Origin of the sequence: Rhodoblastus sp. (assembly GCF_019449565.1) — a bacterium.
Classification (GTDB): Bacteria; Pseudomonadota; Alphaproteobacteria; order Rhizobiales; family Beijerinckiaceae; genus Rhodoblastus.
Genome location: NZ_JAGRPM010000088.1, coordinates 92,177 through 107,282, shown reverse-complemented (window position 1 = coordinate 107,282; position 15,106 = coordinate 92,177). Strand labels below are relative to the sequence as shown.

13 protein-coding genes are annotated in these 15,106 nt (G+C 67.3%); 2 read left to right on the top strand and 11 right to left on the bottom strand.

Annotated features, from left to right (window positions below):
- Positions 1-14 precede the first annotated feature (14 nt).
- The 4 genes from hpnI to QZ409_RS20930 all read right to left on the bottom strand — a co-directional run bounded on the left by hpnI (position 15) and on the right by QZ409_RS20930 (position 5,357).
- Complete coding sequence (gene hpnI, locus QZ409_RS20945) at positions 15-1,253, bottom strand: bacteriohopanetetrol glucosamine biosynthesis glycosyltransferase HpnI (protein ID WP_296715227.1); 1,239 nt, start codon at positions 1,251-1,253, stop codon at positions 15-17.
- A gap of 17 nt (positions 1,254-1,270) precedes the next feature.
- A complete protein-coding gene (locus tag QZ409_RS20940) occupies positions 1,271-1,879 on the bottom strand; it encodes an ABC transporter substrate-binding protein (RefSeq protein ID WP_296715224.1) in 609 nt (202 codons plus the stop codon).
- Positions 1,869-2,876, bottom strand: coding sequence for a lysylphosphatidylglycerol synthase domain-containing protein (locus QZ409_RS20935; protein WP_296715222.1), 1,008 nt, complete (start codon positions 2,874-2,876; stop codon positions 1,869-1,871). The genes QZ409_RS20940 and QZ409_RS20935 overlap by 11 nt, the downstream gene beginning before the upstream one ends.
- 126 nt (positions 2,877-3,002) lie before the next feature.
- Positions 3,003-5,357, bottom strand: coding sequence for a Tex family protein (locus tag QZ409_RS20930; RefSeq protein ID WP_296715220.1), 2,355 nt, complete (start codon positions 5,355-5,357; stop codon positions 3,003-3,005).
- Between the two features lie 160 nt (positions 5,358-5,517).
- Between QZ409_RS20930 and QZ409_RS20925 the strand changes: the two genes are divergently transcribed.
- Together QZ409_RS20925 and QZ409_RS20920 are read left to right on the top strand one after the other, a co-directional pair.
- Complete coding sequence (locus tag QZ409_RS20925; protein WP_342394862.1) at positions 5,518-5,919, top strand: metalloregulator ArsR/SmtB family transcription factor; 402 nt, start codon at positions 5,518-5,520, stop codon at positions 5,917-5,919.
- Positions 5,920-6,016: 97 nt separating this feature from the next.
- Complete coding sequence (locus tag QZ409_RS20920; RefSeq protein ID WP_296715218.1) at positions 6,017-6,877, top strand: pirin family protein; 861 nt, start codon at positions 6,017-6,019, stop codon at positions 6,875-6,877.
- Positions 6,878-6,886: 9 nt separating this feature from the next.
- Here QZ409_RS20920 and QZ409_RS20915 read toward each other — a convergent pair whose 3' ends face one another.
- The 7 genes from QZ409_RS20915 to QZ409_RS20885 all read right to left on the bottom strand — a co-directional run bounded on the left by QZ409_RS20915 (position 6,887) and on the right by QZ409_RS20885 (position 15,082).
- Positions 6,887-9,298, bottom strand: a complete 2,412-nt coding sequence (locus tag QZ409_RS20915) for an ATP-binding protein (protein ID WP_296715216.1) — start codon at positions 9,296-9,298, stop codon at positions 6,887-6,889.
- Complete coding sequence (locus QZ409_RS20910; protein WP_296715215.1) at positions 9,295-10,887, bottom strand: response regulator; 1,593 nt, start codon at positions 10,885-10,887, stop codon at positions 9,295-9,297. Before QZ409_RS20910 ends, QZ409_RS20915 begins: the two co-directional genes overlap by 4 nt.
- Before the next feature lie 180 nt (positions 10,888-11,067).
- Positions 11,068-11,562: a 2-amino-4-hydroxy-6-hydroxymethyldihydropteridine diphosphokinase gene (gene folK, locus QZ409_RS20905; RefSeq protein WP_296715213.1), complete on the bottom strand. Its 495-nt coding sequence runs from the start codon at positions 11,560-11,562 to the stop codon at positions 11,068-11,070.
- Positions 11,549-12,385 carry a dihydropteroate synthase gene (gene folP / locus QZ409_RS20900; protein ID WP_296715212.1) on the bottom strand — a complete coding sequence of 279 codons (837 nt, stop codon included), beginning with the start codon at positions 12,383-12,385 and terminating at the stop codon, positions 11,549-11,551. Before folP ends, folK begins: the two co-directional genes overlap by 14 nt.
- A gap of 77 nt (positions 12,386-12,462) precedes the next feature.
- A complete protein-coding gene (gene modC / locus QZ409_RS20895) occupies positions 12,463-13,554 on the bottom strand; it encodes a molybdenum ABC transporter ATP-binding protein (protein ID WP_296715210.1) in 1,092 nt (363 codons plus the stop codon).
- Complete coding sequence (gene modB, locus QZ409_RS20890) at positions 13,551-14,261, bottom strand: molybdate ABC transporter permease subunit (RefSeq protein ID WP_296715207.1); 711 nt, start codon at positions 14,259-14,261, stop codon at positions 13,551-13,553. The genes modC and modB overlap by 4 nt, the downstream gene beginning before the upstream one ends.
- Positions 14,258-15,082, bottom strand: coding sequence for a carbon-nitrogen hydrolase family protein (locus QZ409_RS20885; protein WP_296715205.1), 825 nt, complete (start codon positions 15,080-15,082; stop codon positions 14,258-14,260). Before QZ409_RS20885 ends, modB begins: the two co-directional genes overlap by 4 nt.
- Positions 15,083-15,106 lie beyond the last annotated feature (24 nt).

Genomic DNA, 15,106 nt, shown 5'->3' with positions numbered 1-15,106 from the left:
AGGTCAAGCCTAGATCAGGCGACCTCGGCTTCCGCCTCGCCCGATGGTTCGGCGCCAACCGGCGCCATGATCCCGTCCTCGCCCAGGGCGTAATCGCGCCCGCGCCAGTGAACCTGGCCGGGAATGAAACTGCCGACGAAAATGGCGAAGCTGAACATGTCGCGCACCGGCCCGAGCCAGAGGGCGTGCCGGAAGCCCGGGAATCGCTGGTCGACCTCGTCCTGCAGGATCATCCGGCATAGCAGCGCAGTCGCCATCAAAATCATCGCAGCCGGCGCGAAGCCGCTGGCGAGAAGGGCGAGCAAGGCCCAGGCTACGGGGAACGAGACGGCCAGACCCAGATAGCCGAGCGGATCGAGCGCGCGGATCGTACGCGCCCAGCGCATGTCGCGCCGCCAGACTTCGGCGAAATCACGCTCGGAATGAGCGTGCCCGACGACGAAATCGGCCAGGACCACGTTCAAGCCGCGCTTGCGCACCTCTTCGCCAAGGGCGTAATCGTCCGCGAGCTGATCCTTGATCGCCGAGAAACCGCCGATGGCCTCCAGGGTGACGCGGCGCAGGGCGATCGTGGCGCCGACGCAGGGCCGCGCCATATTCAGCGCCACGCCCGTCACGACATTCGGCAGGAAGCCGTAATCGACGCCCATGGCGCCGATCTTCGCCCACAGGCCCGCGAGGGGCATGCCGCGATAGAGGCAGGTGACGAGGCCGACGCCAGGCCGTTGCAAGGCTGCGGCCAGACGGCAGAGATAGGTCGGCACAACCATGATGTCGCTGTCGGCGAGCACCACCAGCTCATGCTCGATGCGCCCGGACAGGTTGATGAGGTTCGAAACCTTGCCATTGGCGCCGTGCCGCGCCGGATCGATCACGAGTTCGACGGTGAGCTTGGCCGGCGCGCCCTCGATCTTGCCCGCACGGGCCATTGCAACGATGCGCCGCGCCACGGCTGCCGCCGGATCGTCGGCCTCATGAACGCCGAACAGGATCTGGACAGGCCCGGCATAGCTCTGGCGGCAGAAGCTGAGGAGATTTTCGTAGAGCCCCTCCTCCGCCCCATAGAGCGGCTTGAGAACGCTCACGCCCGGCGACTTCCAGGGCTTGACCGGCGCGGGGCGGCGGGCGAAGCGCCGGAGGCTGACCACCGACAGCAGCGTGTAAAGGCAGGCCGCGATCGCCAAAGCGCAAAACAGCGTCGCGAGCGGCGCTGTGGCGGTCATATCCGCCAAATCGAGCCAAACCTGTTGCATGCCTCCACCCGGATCGTTCAGGGCGTCAAAAAGGATTCGGTGCGCTGCCGCAACGTCGCCTTCGACGCCGCGAAACCGCTATCGCCAAGCCCGCGCAGCGACCGGCGCCATTGCGCCAGCTCGCTCAGCGAACCATCGACGAGAATATCGCCGATCTTCCAGCCCTGCGGCGTCGGCCGCACGACATAATCGAGCGGCATGGGCGCGCCAGCCGCGAGAATGACCTTCGTTGTGACCACGACATTCCCGTCGCGGGTCTGCGTCTTGTCGTCCCGTTCGAACCCCTTGCCGTTGAAGCCGTCAAGGCGCGCGGCATAGGAGGCGGTAACGTAATCGCCCAAAGCTACCGCCCATTCCGCCTTCTGCGCGTCGGTCAGCGCGTCCCAGCCGGAGCCGAACACTGTCTTGGCCATCGCGGGCAGGTCGAAGGTGGCGCCGATGGCGGGCCGAAGCGCGTCGTAACGCTGCTTCACGCTCAACTGCCCCAGTTTCTGAATCACCTCGAGCTGGCCATCCTGCAATTGCTTGACGGCGGCCACGGCCTCGGCGGAATCGTCGGCGCGCGCTGCGCCGAAGGCCGGCAAGGTCGCGAGGGCGGCGAGAAAGAAACGGCGATCAAAGACCATGGGGCTCCTCACGGCCCGCGAGCTTTTCGCGGAAAAAGAAATCGCGCAGGCTGGAGCCTTCCATGCGCCGCCAGACCCAGAGGCCTGGCGCGCCGCAGACGAAATCCGGGATGCGCTTCACAAGAGACAAGGCGATGGCTGTGGGAGAGCCGATGCCGAAGGCCGCACAAAGCGCGATGAAACCGCCCTCCTGCACGCCCCAGGCGCCGGGGATGAGAAAGCCCGCCGCCTTGACCGCATGGCCGAGGCTCTCGATCGTGATCGCCGTGGCGAAGGAGCGCGGATCGCCGAGCAGATAGAGCGCCAGCCAGATTTCCAGCGCGCCGACGAACCAGATGGACATGTGGATCAGCAGGGCGGTGGTGAGGGCGGAGCGGCGGCGCAGAATGACGTCCAGCCCCGCGCGCAGAGCCGGCAGGCCGCTCAGCGAATCCCAGCCGGTGCGGCGCTCGACATGTTCCGCGACCTTGTCGAGCCAGCCCATGGCGAGAAGGCGCGGCGCGAGCCAGAAGCCGGCCAGCGCCGGCGTCATGATGACCATGCCCGCGAGAATTCCAAAGGTGAGGTCGGTGTCCGCGCCGCTGTCGAGCAGGAAGAACACGCCGACCACCGTGAAGACGACCTGAGTCGCCGTCTGGGCCAACAGATCGACAATGACGCTGGCCGAGGCCATGCCGCCCTGGACGCCATTGGCGCGCAGAAGGCGGGCGCCGAGAAGGTCGCCGCCAATCTGCGCCACGGGCAGCAGATTGTTGATGGATTCGCGCACCCAGCGCAATTTGCAGAACAGCCAGGGCTTTGGCCGCGGCTTCGGCAACAGGGCGCGCCAGGCGAAGCTGGACAGGAAGGTCTGCGAGAGGCGGATGGCCGCGACCCACAAGGCGCCGAAGCCCACGGAAGCGAGGGCGTGCGCGACATCGTCGGCGCCCTCATAGAGGGTCAGCGCGGCGAACAAGGTCAGCCCCAGCAGCAGGGCAAATCCAGCGGCGGTTTTCATTAGAACGGACTTAGCGGGAATTTGACGGGGTGTCAGCCCGGGCGGGGGTCGGCATGTGCGATTTTCCGAATGTGTGGCCTGAAAGGAACGGTTTTGGTTTACGACTCAAGACGTTCCTTTCTCGCCTCATTTGCGAGGCGCCTTGTCCTTCGGCGCGCCAGCGCGCGCAAAGGCTTCAGCAAAAGCGTTGCCCGCCACAGGACGCGAGGGGTCTCGGCCGGGGACAGCTCCCTTGCCTTCTGGCGGCGCATTTCGCGCCAGGCCTCGCTCCGGTTGCGGCGCGTTGCGCCCCGAGCGGGCGTCGAAAGCGTCGTCGAGACGCATCGTCAGGGCGATGCGCTTTCGGGCGGCGTCCACCTCCAGCACCTTGACCTTGACTACGTCGCCAGGCTTGGCAGCTTCGCGCGGGTCCTTGATAAAGCTCCTGGACATGGCGGAAATATGGACAAGCCCATCCTGATGCACGCCTATGTCCACAAAAGCGCCGAAGGCGGCGACATTGGTCACCACGCCTTCCAGCACCATGCCGGGCTTGAGGTCGGAAAGCTTCTCCACGCCTTCCTGAAACGACGCGGTCTTGAACTCGGGACGCGGGTCGCGGCCGGGCTTTTCCAATTCGCGCAGAACGTCGGTCACCGTCGGCGCGCCATAGATTTCATCGACGAAATTCTTCGGCGACAGGCCTCGCAAGGTCTTGGAATCGCCGATCAGGGCGCGAATATCGCTTTTCGTCGCCGCGAGAATCTTGCGCACCAAGGGATAGGCTTCGGGATGAACGCCGGAGGCGTCGAGCGGGTCGTCGCCGTCGCGAATCCGCAAAAAGCCCGCGCATTGCTCGAACGCCTTGGCGCCAAGACGCGGCACTTTCTTGAGCTGGTCGCGCGAACGGAAGCGGCCATTGGCGTCGCGATGGGCGACCACATTGGCGGCAAGATTCGCGCCGAGCCCCGAGACCCGCGCCAGCAAGGGCGCTGAGGCCGTGTTCAGATCGACGCCGACGGCATTGACGCAATCCTCGACCACAGCGTCCAGCGAACGCGATAATTTGCCCTCCGCGAGATCGTGCTGATATTGCCCGACGCCGATCGACTTCGGGTCGATCTTGACCAGTTCCGCCAGCGGGTCCTGTAGCCTGCGGGCGATGGAAACGGCTCCGCGCAGGGTTACGTCCAGCTCGGGCAGTTCGGCGGCGGCGAAGGCCGAGGCCGAATAGACCGAGGCGCCGGCCTCCGACACCATGATCTTGATCAGCTTCTGTTCGGGCAGTTTGGCGACGAGTTCCGCTGCGAGCTTGTCGGTCTCGCGCGAGGCCGTGCCATTGCCGATGGCGATCAGCTCAACCTTGTGCAGACGGCACATCCGGCCAAGCGCGAGCAGGGCGTCGTCCCAGCGCCGCTGCGGCTCGTGCGGATAGATCACGCCGGTTTCGACAACCTTGCCGGTGGCGTCCACAACCGCCACCTTGACCCCCGTCCGGAAGCCGGGGTCCAGCCCCATGGTGGCGCGCGGCCCGCCCGGCGCGGCGAGCAGCAGATCGCGCAAATTGCCGGCGAAGACCTTGACCGCCTGGTCCTCGGCATTCTGCCACAGCCGGGCGCGCAGATCGACGCTGAGCGAAATCTTGATCCGCGTGCGCCAGGCCCAGCGCGCGCAATCGCTCAGCCATTTATCGGCCGGACGCCCGCGATCGGCGATTCCGACGCTTGTGGCGATGGCGCGCTCATAATTGGCGTCGCCTTGGGCGGCGGCGTCCGCCGCGCTTTCCGGCTCCAGTGCGAGATCGAGCATCTCCTCCTTCTCGCCGCGGAACAAAGCCAGGATGCGGTGCGAGGGGAGCTTGGTCAGCGGCTCGAAGAAATCGAAATAATCGGCATATTTCGCGCCCTCTTGCGCCTTGCCGTCGCGCACCTTCGAGACAATGCGCCCGCGCGACCAGAAGGCTTCGCGCAAGGTTCCGATCAGATCCGCCTTTTCGGAAAATTGCTCGACCAGAATGGCCCGCGCGCCGTCCAGCGCCTCTTCCGGCGTCTTCACGCCCTTATCCTCATCGACATATTTTTCCGCTTCCCCGCGCGGATCACGCATGGGATCGGCGAGCAAATCGGCGGCGAGCGGGGCGAGGCCCGCCTCGCGGGCGATGGTCGCCTTGGTCCGGCGCTTCGGCTTGTAAGGCAAATAGATGTCTTCGAGCTTGGCCTTGGACTCCGCGCCGAGAATCTCGGCTTCAAGCTGAGGCGTCAGCTTGTCCTGAGATTTCACCGAGTCGAGAATCGCCTTGCGGCGGTCCTCCAGCTCGCGGAGATAGCGCAGCCGCTCCTCAAGATTGCGCAGCTGGGTGTCGTCGAGCGCGCCGGTCGCCTCCTTGCGGTAGCGGGCGATGAAAGGCACGGTCGAACCTGCGTCCAGCAGATCCACGGCGGCCGCGACCTGCCGCTCCTCCACCTTCAGCTCCTGGGCGATGCGGCGGGCGATCGAAATCATCGGCGACTCCATTTCCGTGCGGGCCGCGCTTTTAACGCTGCGGGGGGCGCGGGTCAAAATCCGGCGAAAGCCCTATTGTGGATAATTCGCGCCGGCGCCCGGCGAATTGCGGCTTTGCCGAATTGACAGACGCCCGCGCCTCGGAAACGATGGCCCGATCATGCCCCCAGTCCCGCGCTCCAAGCCGCACGCTATCGCTCCCGTCAATCCCGCCGCCAGCGGGACGGTGGACGCTGGCGTTGTCAACGCTGGCGCGGTCGACCCGGCCGCTTTGGCCGAAGCCGCCGAGCAGGCCAGCGAATTTCTGAAATCGCTGGCCAATCCGGTCCGGTTGCGAATCCTGTGCCTGCTGGCCCAGGGTGAGTCCCCGGTCGGCGACATCGCCGAAAAGCTCGCGGCCCGGCAGAGCCTGATTTCACAGCATCTCGCTTTGCTGCGCAAGGACGGACTGGTCCGCCCCCGCCGCGACGGCCAGACCATCTATTACGCCCTGTCAGACGAAAGGGCGCGCAAGCTCATCGGCGTGCTGTACGAATCCTTCTGTCCGGCCAAGCCCGCCTGAGAGAGCCGGTCGAAGCCCTTGCTGTTTTGCAGGAGGCTCTCGCCGCGTCTTGCAGGCGCCGCCCCGCGTCCCAATCTCCCCGCTTACAGGAGACGAGATGACAGTTGCACATGACACCACAACGCGCAAAATCATCGCCGTGACTCGCGGCGAGGCGACGTCAGACGGCGCTGGCGTCAAGATGACTCGCCTGATCGGCTCCCGCGCGCAGGACCCGATCGACCCGTTCCTGATGCTGGATTATTTCGGCTCGGAGCGCGCGGGCGATTATATCGGCGGCTTTCCCGACCATCCGCATCGCGGCTTCGAAACCGTGACCTATATGCTGGCCGGGCGGATGCGGCATTGGGACAATCACGGCCATTCCGGCGTGATCGAACCCGGCGACGTGCAATGGATGAAGGCGGGACGCGGCCTGATCCATTCCGAAATGCCCGAGCAGGACGAAGGCCTGATGCGGGGGTTCCAGCTCTGGATCAATCTGCCCGCCGCCGAAAAAATGGCGCCGCCCGCCTATCAGGAGTTCAAGGCGGCGGAAATCCCGGTGGAGCAGCGCGACGGCGCGCGCGTCAAGATCGTCGCCGGAACCGGCGCGACCGGCGTCGAGGGGCCGGTCCGCGCGCCCCATGTCGACGCCCGCTATTTCGATGTCGAACTGGCGCCGGGCGGTGAATTTCGCCAGCCCCTGCCCGAAGGCCACGCCGCTTTTTTCGCGCTTTATGAGGGCTCGGCCTCGGCGCCGGGCCAATCCGGCGCCTTAACCCTTGACGCCCTGAGCCTCGCCGCGCTCGGCGGCGGCGGCGAAGCGGCGCTGACCGGCGGCCCGCAAGGCGCCCGGGCGCTTCTGCTGGCGGCGCGGCCCTTGCGCGAGCCCATCGCCTGGGGCGGTCCCTTCGTCATGAACACGCGGGCTGAATTGTTGCAGGCCTATGAGGACTACCGGCAGGGCAAGTTCTAGCGCAAAGCTCTAGGCCGCCGCGCCGCGCCTCCGAGAAGGCGCCTGCTTTGGCGCCGCGCGGCGGGCAAGCGCCTCGTTAAGGGCGCATGTGGCGCGCGCCCATTCGGCGCGCAGATCGTCCAGATAATCGTCGCCATACAGCGCGAAAGCCTCGGGCGCGGCGGCGCGCCAGCTGCGGCACAGCCGCGCCAGCGCGACCGCGCCGACATTGCCGGCGCTGCTCTCGAATGCATGCGCCTCGCGGCGGAAGGCGGCATGATCGCCCTGCTCCACCGCGACGACCATGTTTTCCGCGATCTGGGCGCCTTCGGCAATGAATTGCGCGATCAATTCGCGCAGGAAATCCTCGCCGCCGAGCCGCGCCAGCGCGTCGAACGCCTCCGGCGCGAGGATCATCGCGGATTCGGCTTGGGCGGGCGGCGCGGGCGCCGCCGGCGCGGCTTGCACGCGCCCGGCCTCGGCCGCGAGCAGCGCCTCGTCGATGGCGGCCAGCAAGGCGTCGGGCGCGATCGGCTTGGTCAGGCAGGCGCCCATGCCCGCCTCGAGACATTCCTGGCGGCGCTCGGGACTGGCGTCCGCGGTCAGGGCCAGCACCGGCGCGCGGCGGCTGTCCGGAACGCCGAAGCGATAGAGCCGCGCGGCGTCGAGGCCATTGATCCGTGGCAGGTTCAGGTCGAGCAGAATCAGGTCGAAGGTGCCGTTCAGCATGGCGTCAAGCGCCGCATGGCCGTCTTCGACGCAGGTCGTCTCGAAGCCCCCGCTGGTCAGCATGGCCGCGAGGATGCGGCGATTGACGCCATTGTCCTCCGCCAGCAGGATCTTGCGGCCCGCGAGGCTCGGCGATCTCATTTCGAAGGTGTCGGCGGGTTCGGGCGCCCCGCTCGCCAACCTGCTCAACCGCACGGTCATTCTTTGCGCTTTGGCGATCTGGTCGGCCTCGCCCTCTGGGGCGACCATGCAGACGGCGAAGAGCCGGGCCAGCCTGAGCGTATCGAACGGCTTCGGCGCGACGACGCAGACCGGCTCGCGCCGCTGGCGGCGACCGCCGCCGCCCAAGCCGACGAGACGCAATGCGGGCGCGACCGCGGATTCCGCCGCCGAAGGCGCGGCCGCGTCACGTTCGACCGTCAGTTCGAACCAGAACATTGCGCCCTGGCCGGGCGCGCTTTCGACCCCGATGCGGCCGCCCCGGGCCTCGAGCCGGCGCCGGGCGATGGCGAGGCCGAGGCCGCTGCCGCCAAAGCGCGGCGCAATCTCCGGCCCGGCCTGGACGAAAGCGTCGAAGATCCGCTGCTGGGCGTCCTCGTCGATCCCGATGCCGGTGTCGCGCACCTCGAAGCGGAGCCGTATTTCGCCGCCATCGCGCGGCATGGCGCGGACGCCGATCGCCACCACGCCCGCCGGCGTGAACTTGACGGCGTTGCCGGCGAGATTCTGCAGGATATCGAGCAGAAGGCCCGGCTCGGCGCGGATATATTGCGGCGCGCCGGCCTCGAGGCACAGGCCCAGCCGCAAGGCCTTCTTGTCCGCCTCCACCACGAGCAAGTCGCGCAAGGACAGCAGCACGGCGAACAGATCGACGCGCTCCAGGCGCGGCGCGGCGCGGCCGATCTCGTCGCGCGAAACGCTCAGCAGCGCCTCGATGTGACGCAACAAAATCTGCGCCGCGCCAGAAAGCGTCCGCACCATATCCTGCTGGCCCGCGTCGAGGCCGGTCTGCTTCAGCAATTCGCCAAGGCCGAGGATCGCGGTCAGCGGCGTGCGCAATTCATGGCTGACATTGGCCAGCAGCAGGGTCTTGGCGCGATTGGCGCGCTCGGCCTCCGCCCGGGCCTCGTTGAGCCGCCCCAGAAGCAGCGCGCCATAGGCCGGTATGACGATCAGCGAGCAGAACAGTCCGACCGAAAGCGCTGCGTTCTCCTGCCAGAACGGCGTTTTCCAGATGGCAAAGGCGAACCCGACCGCCGAGCTGGCCACGGCGACGCCCATATAAGCCAGTCCGAATCGCACCCCATAGCCGAGGATCAGCCAGAAATAGAGCGTCGCAAGATAGGCCGAGGCGGCGTCGCCCTGGCTGAGGCCGACGGAAACGAAGATGACGTCGGCGCAGACTGAAACGATCCGTCGGACCGGATTGGGCGCGGGCCAGATCGCAAGATGCGCCTGGGTGAGGCCGACGAGCAGGATATAGGCCTCAAGCCACGGTAGGCCCCGAACGAGATAGCTGCGCGCCGTCGCCCCTCCGAAATGGGCGTGCAGGGACGCGGCGAACAAGACCACCAGCGCCAGGCACAGGCGGTTGAAAATAATCCCCTGCTCGGGGTTTTGCCGCGCGAGGCCGAAGCGGCGCAACGCCAGCGCATAGGCGCGCGTTGTCGCTCCCGCCCATGCGGAGCGAATCCTGGAAGCAATGTCCTTCATGCCCGGCGCGCCTCGATTTGAAGCGCCGGGGCGCCCGCGGGCGCGACATGGCGCGCGGCGAGCAGCGCGCCAAGGTCGCGCCAGGCGAAAGGCGCGCCGAAACAGGGGCCTTGCGCGCGGCTCGCGCCCGCGCGGCGCAGGGCGCTCAGCAGGGCAGCCGAGGGAACCCCGTCGGCGAGCAGCAAGGGCGCGCGCTTCAAGGCGTCCCCCGCGCAGGCGCGCTCGATGGCGCCGCAAAGGTCGCGCGCCAATTCGACGCCATCGGCGCTTTGGCAAGGGAGCCTGATCTCGGGGCGCCGGGTTTGGGGCCGCGCGCCGTCGCAGGTCAGGGCGAGCGCCTCCTCGCAAGCGTCAATCAGCTCGGACGGGCGGCGCCCCGCTTGGGCGAGACCCCCAAGGTCGAGCGTGAGGCTGACGCCTGCCATGGTGAGCGTCGCAAGCGCCGGCCGCGCGCGAGCGGCGTCCGCAATGATTTCCCCGGCGCAAATAATGAGGTCGAGCCGCGACGGCCTGACGCAGGCCTCGGCCAGCCGCTGCGGCAAGCGCGGCAGGAAATCGTCGAGACTCTCGGGCCCGAAGCCGAGGCGAAGTCCGATCCGGAAGGAATCGTCGCCGGACAGCCGCACATCCGCAGCGCAGGCGAGCGCGACGCGCAAGCCGCTCCCCTCGCCGCTCGCTTCTGCCGGCGACCCGCCGTTCATCACCTGCACGCCGGCCAAGGCGCCAGTGCGAAGTTCGACGATGGGCGCCAGTCCCCATTGTTCCAGCGGCGCCGACACATTCTCGACGCGCCAGGCTTCGCGGGCCGACCTGCGCGCCTCGCGCAGGCATTCCGCCGCGCGCTGGCGGGGCGCGCCTTCGCCGCCGCGCGGGAGCGCGGTGCCGATGCTGAAGGCGGCGACGCCCTTGAAGGACGAGCGCGCGCGGACCATCCGCCGCGCCAGCGCGCGGGCGTCGGGCGGCCCGCTGACTTGGCCTTGCAGCAGGACATAGCGCGACGGATCGATCCTGATGGCGAGATCGTCGCCGCGCAGGTGCCGCGTCAATGCCGGGGTGAGGTCCAGCGATTGATCGGCCAATGAAATCTCGATGAAATGAAAGGCGTAGCCGCCCTGCCCGCAGCGATCGAGCAGGCGGCGGGTCTCGTCGTCCCATTGGTCGTCCGGCTCGGGCACGGGCTGAACTCCGGCGGGCTGAACGGGCGCCGCCGCGCCCCGGCTCAGCTTGAGCAAGTTGCGGGCGCGAGTGAGGAATTCGCAATGATCGACCGGCGCCTGCAAGAAGTCGGTCGCGCCGCTCTCCAGCGCCCGCAACCGCAATTGCCTGCGGTCATTGATCGTCACCATCATGATCGGAACGCCGCCCGAATGGGGCAGGCCGCGGAAACGCGAGATGAATTCGTCGCCGACGATGCGCGGCATTTCGTAATCGGTGACGATGAGATCGACGCGATTGACCGCCAGCCAGCTCAGGGCTTCCTCCGGGTCGCCAAAGGCGCGGACATCAACACCCTGGCCGATCGAGCGGGCCAGCTGGGTATAGATCGCCCGGTTGGTCGCCCGATCATCGACGATTACGACTAGACACATACACGAACCCGGTCACTTTCCCGGGGCGCCGCGCCTGTATCGCGCTGTGAACAACACCAAGCGAATGGCGGACGCCGCCGCGGACCGCTCGTGGGCTCCGGTGCGCCTAGTTTCGGTCAAACTCATTAAGTAATTGTTCCGCCTACGGCTTAAATGCCGTGAGCGATGCAGAAAGGCATATCAAAATGGCGACAGGCGGGTGATTCCCCGCGCGTCGGCTGCCGCCGCCGCGCTCGACAGCCGCGTCCCTTCCAGCACGAGATCGGGCGCGATTTCGACCAGCGGCAACAGCACGAAGGCGCGCTCCAGCACGCCGGGATGCGGCAGGGTCAGCCGCTCGTCGCGCCAGCGCAAATCGTCGTAAAAGAGCAGATCGATGTCGATGACGCGCGGACCCCATCGCCGCGTCTCGCGGCGGCCCATCGCCTGCTCCGTCGCCTTGATCAGGTCGAGCAGCGGCAGCGGATCGAGCGTGGTCCGCGCCAGAGCGCAGGCGTTGACGAAATCCGGCTGGTCGGTCACGCCCCAGGGCTTTGTGGCGTAGAGCGACGAGACGGCGTCGAACGCCAGTCCTGCTTCCCGCAGCAAGGCCACGGCGCGGCGCAGGCTGGCGGCCGCGTCGCCGAGATTGGCGCCGAGGCCGAGACCAATGCGGTGCTCCTCAGGCGCGGTCAATTTCGCTCCAGATTTTCAGGGCGGCGACATGTTCCGCCACGTCATGGACGCGAAAGATCGCCGCGCCGCGCGAGAAGGCGCGCAAATGGGCGGCAAGAGTCCCTGCGAGACGGTCTTTTGCGGGCGCAGGCGAGAGCGCGCCAATAAAGCTCTTGCGCGAGGTGCCGATCAGGACGGGCAGGCCGAATTTCTCTCCGAGCGGGCCGCAGGCGTCGATGGCGAGAAGGTTCTGCCGCAGGCTCTTGCCGAAGCCTATGCCGGGATCGAGCACGATTCTTTCACGCGCGATGCCGGCGGCCCGCGCCAGCTCCAGCGTCTCGTCGAAAAAGGCGAACATGTCGGCGATAATGTCGCGGTCCGGGTCGATCTCGGCGCAATGATGCATCACGACCAGAGCCGCGCCGCTCTCCGCCGCGACCTCGGCCATGGCCGGGTCCGCGCGCAGTCCGGAGACGTCGTTGATCATGGCCGCGCCGAGCGCCGCCGCGCGGCGGGCGATCGCCGCCTTGGTGGTGTCGATGGAAACGGGCAAATCGACGTCTTCGATCAGGAGAGGCAGCACCATCTCCAGCCGCGCCCATTCCTCGGCTTCTTCCACCGGGACGAAGCCAGGCCGGGTCGATTCCGCGCCAATGTCGACCATGTCCGCGCCCGCCGCCATCATCGCCCGGGCGTGGGTCAGGGCCGCCTCGGCCGCGACGAAGCGCCCGCCGTCGGAGAAGGAATCCGGCGTGACATTCAAAATACCCATGACGACCGGCTTGACGCGTATACGGGCGAGAAGCGCGTCAGCCGCGGCCCGGGCCTTGACGAAATTTTCCATCGCGCCCTCCGTTGCGGAGCGCCGGTTTAGGCTCTGTGTCTTCGCATGTAAAGTTTGTGCAAGTCATTGAGCCGGGTTCAGCCGGCCGCCATTTCGCGCTCGTCGAGCGCCACCGCCTTGACCAGCGCGAACGCCTCGACGCCGGGCGCAAGCTGCAATTCATCGGCCGCCATGCGCGTCAGCGAGGCGTAAAGCTGCTCGCCGCCCGCCAGTTCGAGCAGGGCCAGAGCCAGCGGCCCCTCGCCGCCCGCGACGCGTATGATCTTTCCCCTGAGCACTGTTCGGATCGAGGTTTCCAGCGGCGGCTTGCGGGCCAAGGCGACATCGACCGCCTTGACATAGATGCGCGTCGCCGCTCCGGGCGTGGCGACGCTTCCCGCCGCAAAAATCTCGCCCGACGGATGGTGCAGCCGGGTCAGCCCGTAACGGGCGTCGAAATCGGACGCCGTGCAGGTGAGGCTTGAGCCGACGCCGAAACGCTCGGAGGGATTTTCCGGGCGGGCGCTGGCGAAGATCGCCTCTGGCGCGCCAACTTCCTTGATTTTGCCGCGCTCGATCATCACCACCTGCCCGGCCAGCCGCATGACCTCCTCGATCTGGTGCGAGACCAGCACGATCGGAATGCCGAACAGGTCGCGGGTCATTTCCACCAGCCCCATCGCCTTGCGGCGCCGCGCCACATCGAGCGAGGCGAAGGGCTCGTCCATCAGCAGAATGTCCGGCGCCGCGAGCAGCGCCCGCGCCACCCCGACCCGCTGGCGTTCGCCGCCGGAAAGATCGATCGGGCGACGGTCCATCAGCGCGCCGATGCCGAGCTTGTCCACGACCTCGCTCATCGGCAGGCGCCGTGCGCCGCGCGGCGCGAAAAAGGCGCCGAAGCGCAAGTTCTGCCGCACATTGAGATGCGGAAACAGCATGGCGTCCTGAAACACCAGCCCGACGCGGCGCTTGCGCGTCGAAAGGAAGATTCCCTTCTCGCTATCCGCCAGCACGCGCCCGCCGACGACAATGCGGCCGCGATCCGCCCGCGCCAGACCGGCGATGAGGTCGATCAGCGTCGATTTTCCGGAGCCGGACGGGCCGAACAGCGCCGTGACGCCCGCCGAACTCGCGAAAGAGACGTTCAGGTCGAAATCGCCGCGGCTGAGCGCCACGTCCACTTCAATCATGACGAAACTTTCCGGCGCGGCCGCATGCGGCGGGCGAGCAATTCCGACGCGACCAGGGCGCCAATGGCCAGACCGGCGGCGATGACGGAAAGCGACAGCGCGCCCATGTCGCCGCCGGGCGTCTGGGTGAGCGTGTAGATCGCGGCCGGAATGGTGCGCGTTTCGCCGGGGATGTTGGAGACAAAGGTGATCGTCGCGCCGAATTCGCCCAGAGCCTTGGCGAAGCCGAGCACCGCGCCGGCGATCAGCCCGGGCGCGGCGAGCGGCAGCGTGACCAGTAGGAAAACGGCGGGAGGCGGCGCGCCGAGCGAGGAGGCCGCGCGCTCCAGCCGGGGATCGACCGCCTCCAGCGACAGGCGGATCGCCCGCACCATTAGAGGAAAGCCCATCACCGCCGAGGCCAGCGCCGCGCCCGTCCAGCGGAAGGCGAACACAATGCCGAAATGATCGGCGAGAAAAGCGCCCACGGGCGCCTTGCGCCCGAAGGTGAGCAGCAGCACGAGGCCCGTGACCACCGGCGGCAGCACCAAAGGCAGATGGACGAAGGCGTCGAACAGCATCTTGCCGGGGAAATTCCAGCGCGCCAGCGCATAGGCCACGAGAACCGCGAAGGGCAGGCTGCAAAAGGTCGCGGCGAGGCCGACCCGCAGGCTCAGCTCGATGGCGGAAATCTGCTCGGGCGTCAGCGCGAAATCGGACCAGTTCATGAGAAAAACTCGCGCCGTTGCGCCGCGACCGGGATGGAGGCGCGCACCTTGGCGACGAGCGCGAGATCGAGCCGCGCCGTGACGAAGCCCGGCCCATCGGACGCCATGGCGATCTTGTGGCCCCACGGGTCGCAAATCAGCGAATGGCCATAGGTCAGGCGCGTTTCGTCCTTCACGCGATGGGCGCCGACCTGGGCAGGCGCCAGAAAATAGCATTGCGTCTCGATGGCGCGGGCGCGGCAGAGAACTTCCCAATGGTCCTTGCCGGTCTGGAGCGTAAAGGCGGCGGGCAGCACGATGGCCTGCGCGCCGCGCGCCGCCAGCGCCTGGAACAGCGCCGGAAAGCGGATGTCGTAGCAGATCGCGCAGCCGAAGGTCACGCCCTCGGCCTCATAGGTCACGACCTGCTCGCCGGGCTTGAACACGGCGCTTTCGCGATAGGACGCGCCATCCGGCGTGGTCACGTCGAACATGTGGATCTTGCGGTAGAGCGCAATTTCCCGGCCTTGACGGTCGAACACGGCGGTGGTGTTGGAGAGATGCTCGCCGTCGGCGTCCCTTTCCAGAAAGGAGCCGGCGTGGATGAAGAGTCCATGTTTCGCAGCGAGTTCGGCGCAAAGAGCATAGGCCGGCCCTTCGCGGAGGACTTCGGCGGCCTCGAATTTCTCGGCCTTGGAGCCGCCGAGGAAATCGAACACCTCGGGAAGTGCGATCCAGTCCGGATTTTCCAGCGCCACGGCCTGTTCGATCAAGCGCCGCGCCTGGGCCAGATTCGCGGCTTTGTCGCTGGTCGAATTCATCTGGATGACGCAGGTCTTCATCGCGACTCCGTTTTTTCGCGGTCA

Excerpts from the sequence above, each read along its gene's own strand:
- hpnI (WP_296715227.1), bottom strand. The coding sequence starts at position 1,253 with ATGCAACAGGTTTGGCTCGATTTGGCGGATATGACCGCCACAGCGCCG.
- QZ409_RS20940 (WP_296715224.1), bottom strand. The coding sequence starts at position 1,879 with ATGGTCTTTGATCGCCGTTTCTTTCTCGCCGCCCTCGCGACCTTGCCG.
- QZ409_RS20935 (WP_296715222.1), bottom strand. The coding sequence starts at position 2,876 with ATGAAAACCGCCGCTGGATTTGCCCTGCTGCTGGGGCTGACCTTGTTC.
- QZ409_RS20930 (WP_296715220.1), bottom strand. The coding sequence starts at position 5,357 with ATGATTTCGATCGCCCGCCGCATCGCCCAGGAGCTGAAGGTGGAGGAG.
- QZ409_RS20925 (WP_342394862.1), top strand. The coding sequence starts at position 5,518 with ATGCCCCCAGTCCCGCGCTCCAAGCCGCACGCTATCGCTCCCGTCAAT.
- QZ409_RS20920 (WP_296715218.1), top strand. The coding sequence starts at position 6,017 with ATGACAGTTGCACATGACACCACAACGCGCAAAATCATCGCCGTGACT.
- QZ409_RS20915 (WP_296715216.1), bottom strand. The coding sequence starts at position 9,298 with ATGAAGGACATTGCTTCCAGGATTCGCTCCGCATGGGCGGGAGCGACA.
- QZ409_RS20910 (WP_296715215.1), bottom strand. The coding sequence starts at position 10,887 with ATGTGTCTAGTCGTAATCGTCGATGATCGGGCGACCAACCGGGCGATC.
- folP (WP_296715212.1), bottom strand. The coding sequence starts at position 12,385 with ATGGAAAATTTCGTCAAGGCCCGGGCCGCGGCTGACGCGCTTCTCGCC.
- modC (WP_296715210.1), bottom strand. The coding sequence starts at position 13,554 with ATGATTGAAGTGGACGTGGCGCTCAGCCGCGGCGATTTCGACCTGAAC.
- modB (WP_296715207.1), bottom strand. The coding sequence starts at position 14,261 with ATGAACTGGTCCGATTTCGCGCTGACGCCCGAGCAGATTTCCGCCATC.
- QZ409_RS20885 (WP_296715205.1), bottom strand. The coding sequence starts at position 15,082 with ATGAAGACCTGCGTCATCCAGATGAATTCGACCAGCGACAAAGCCGCG.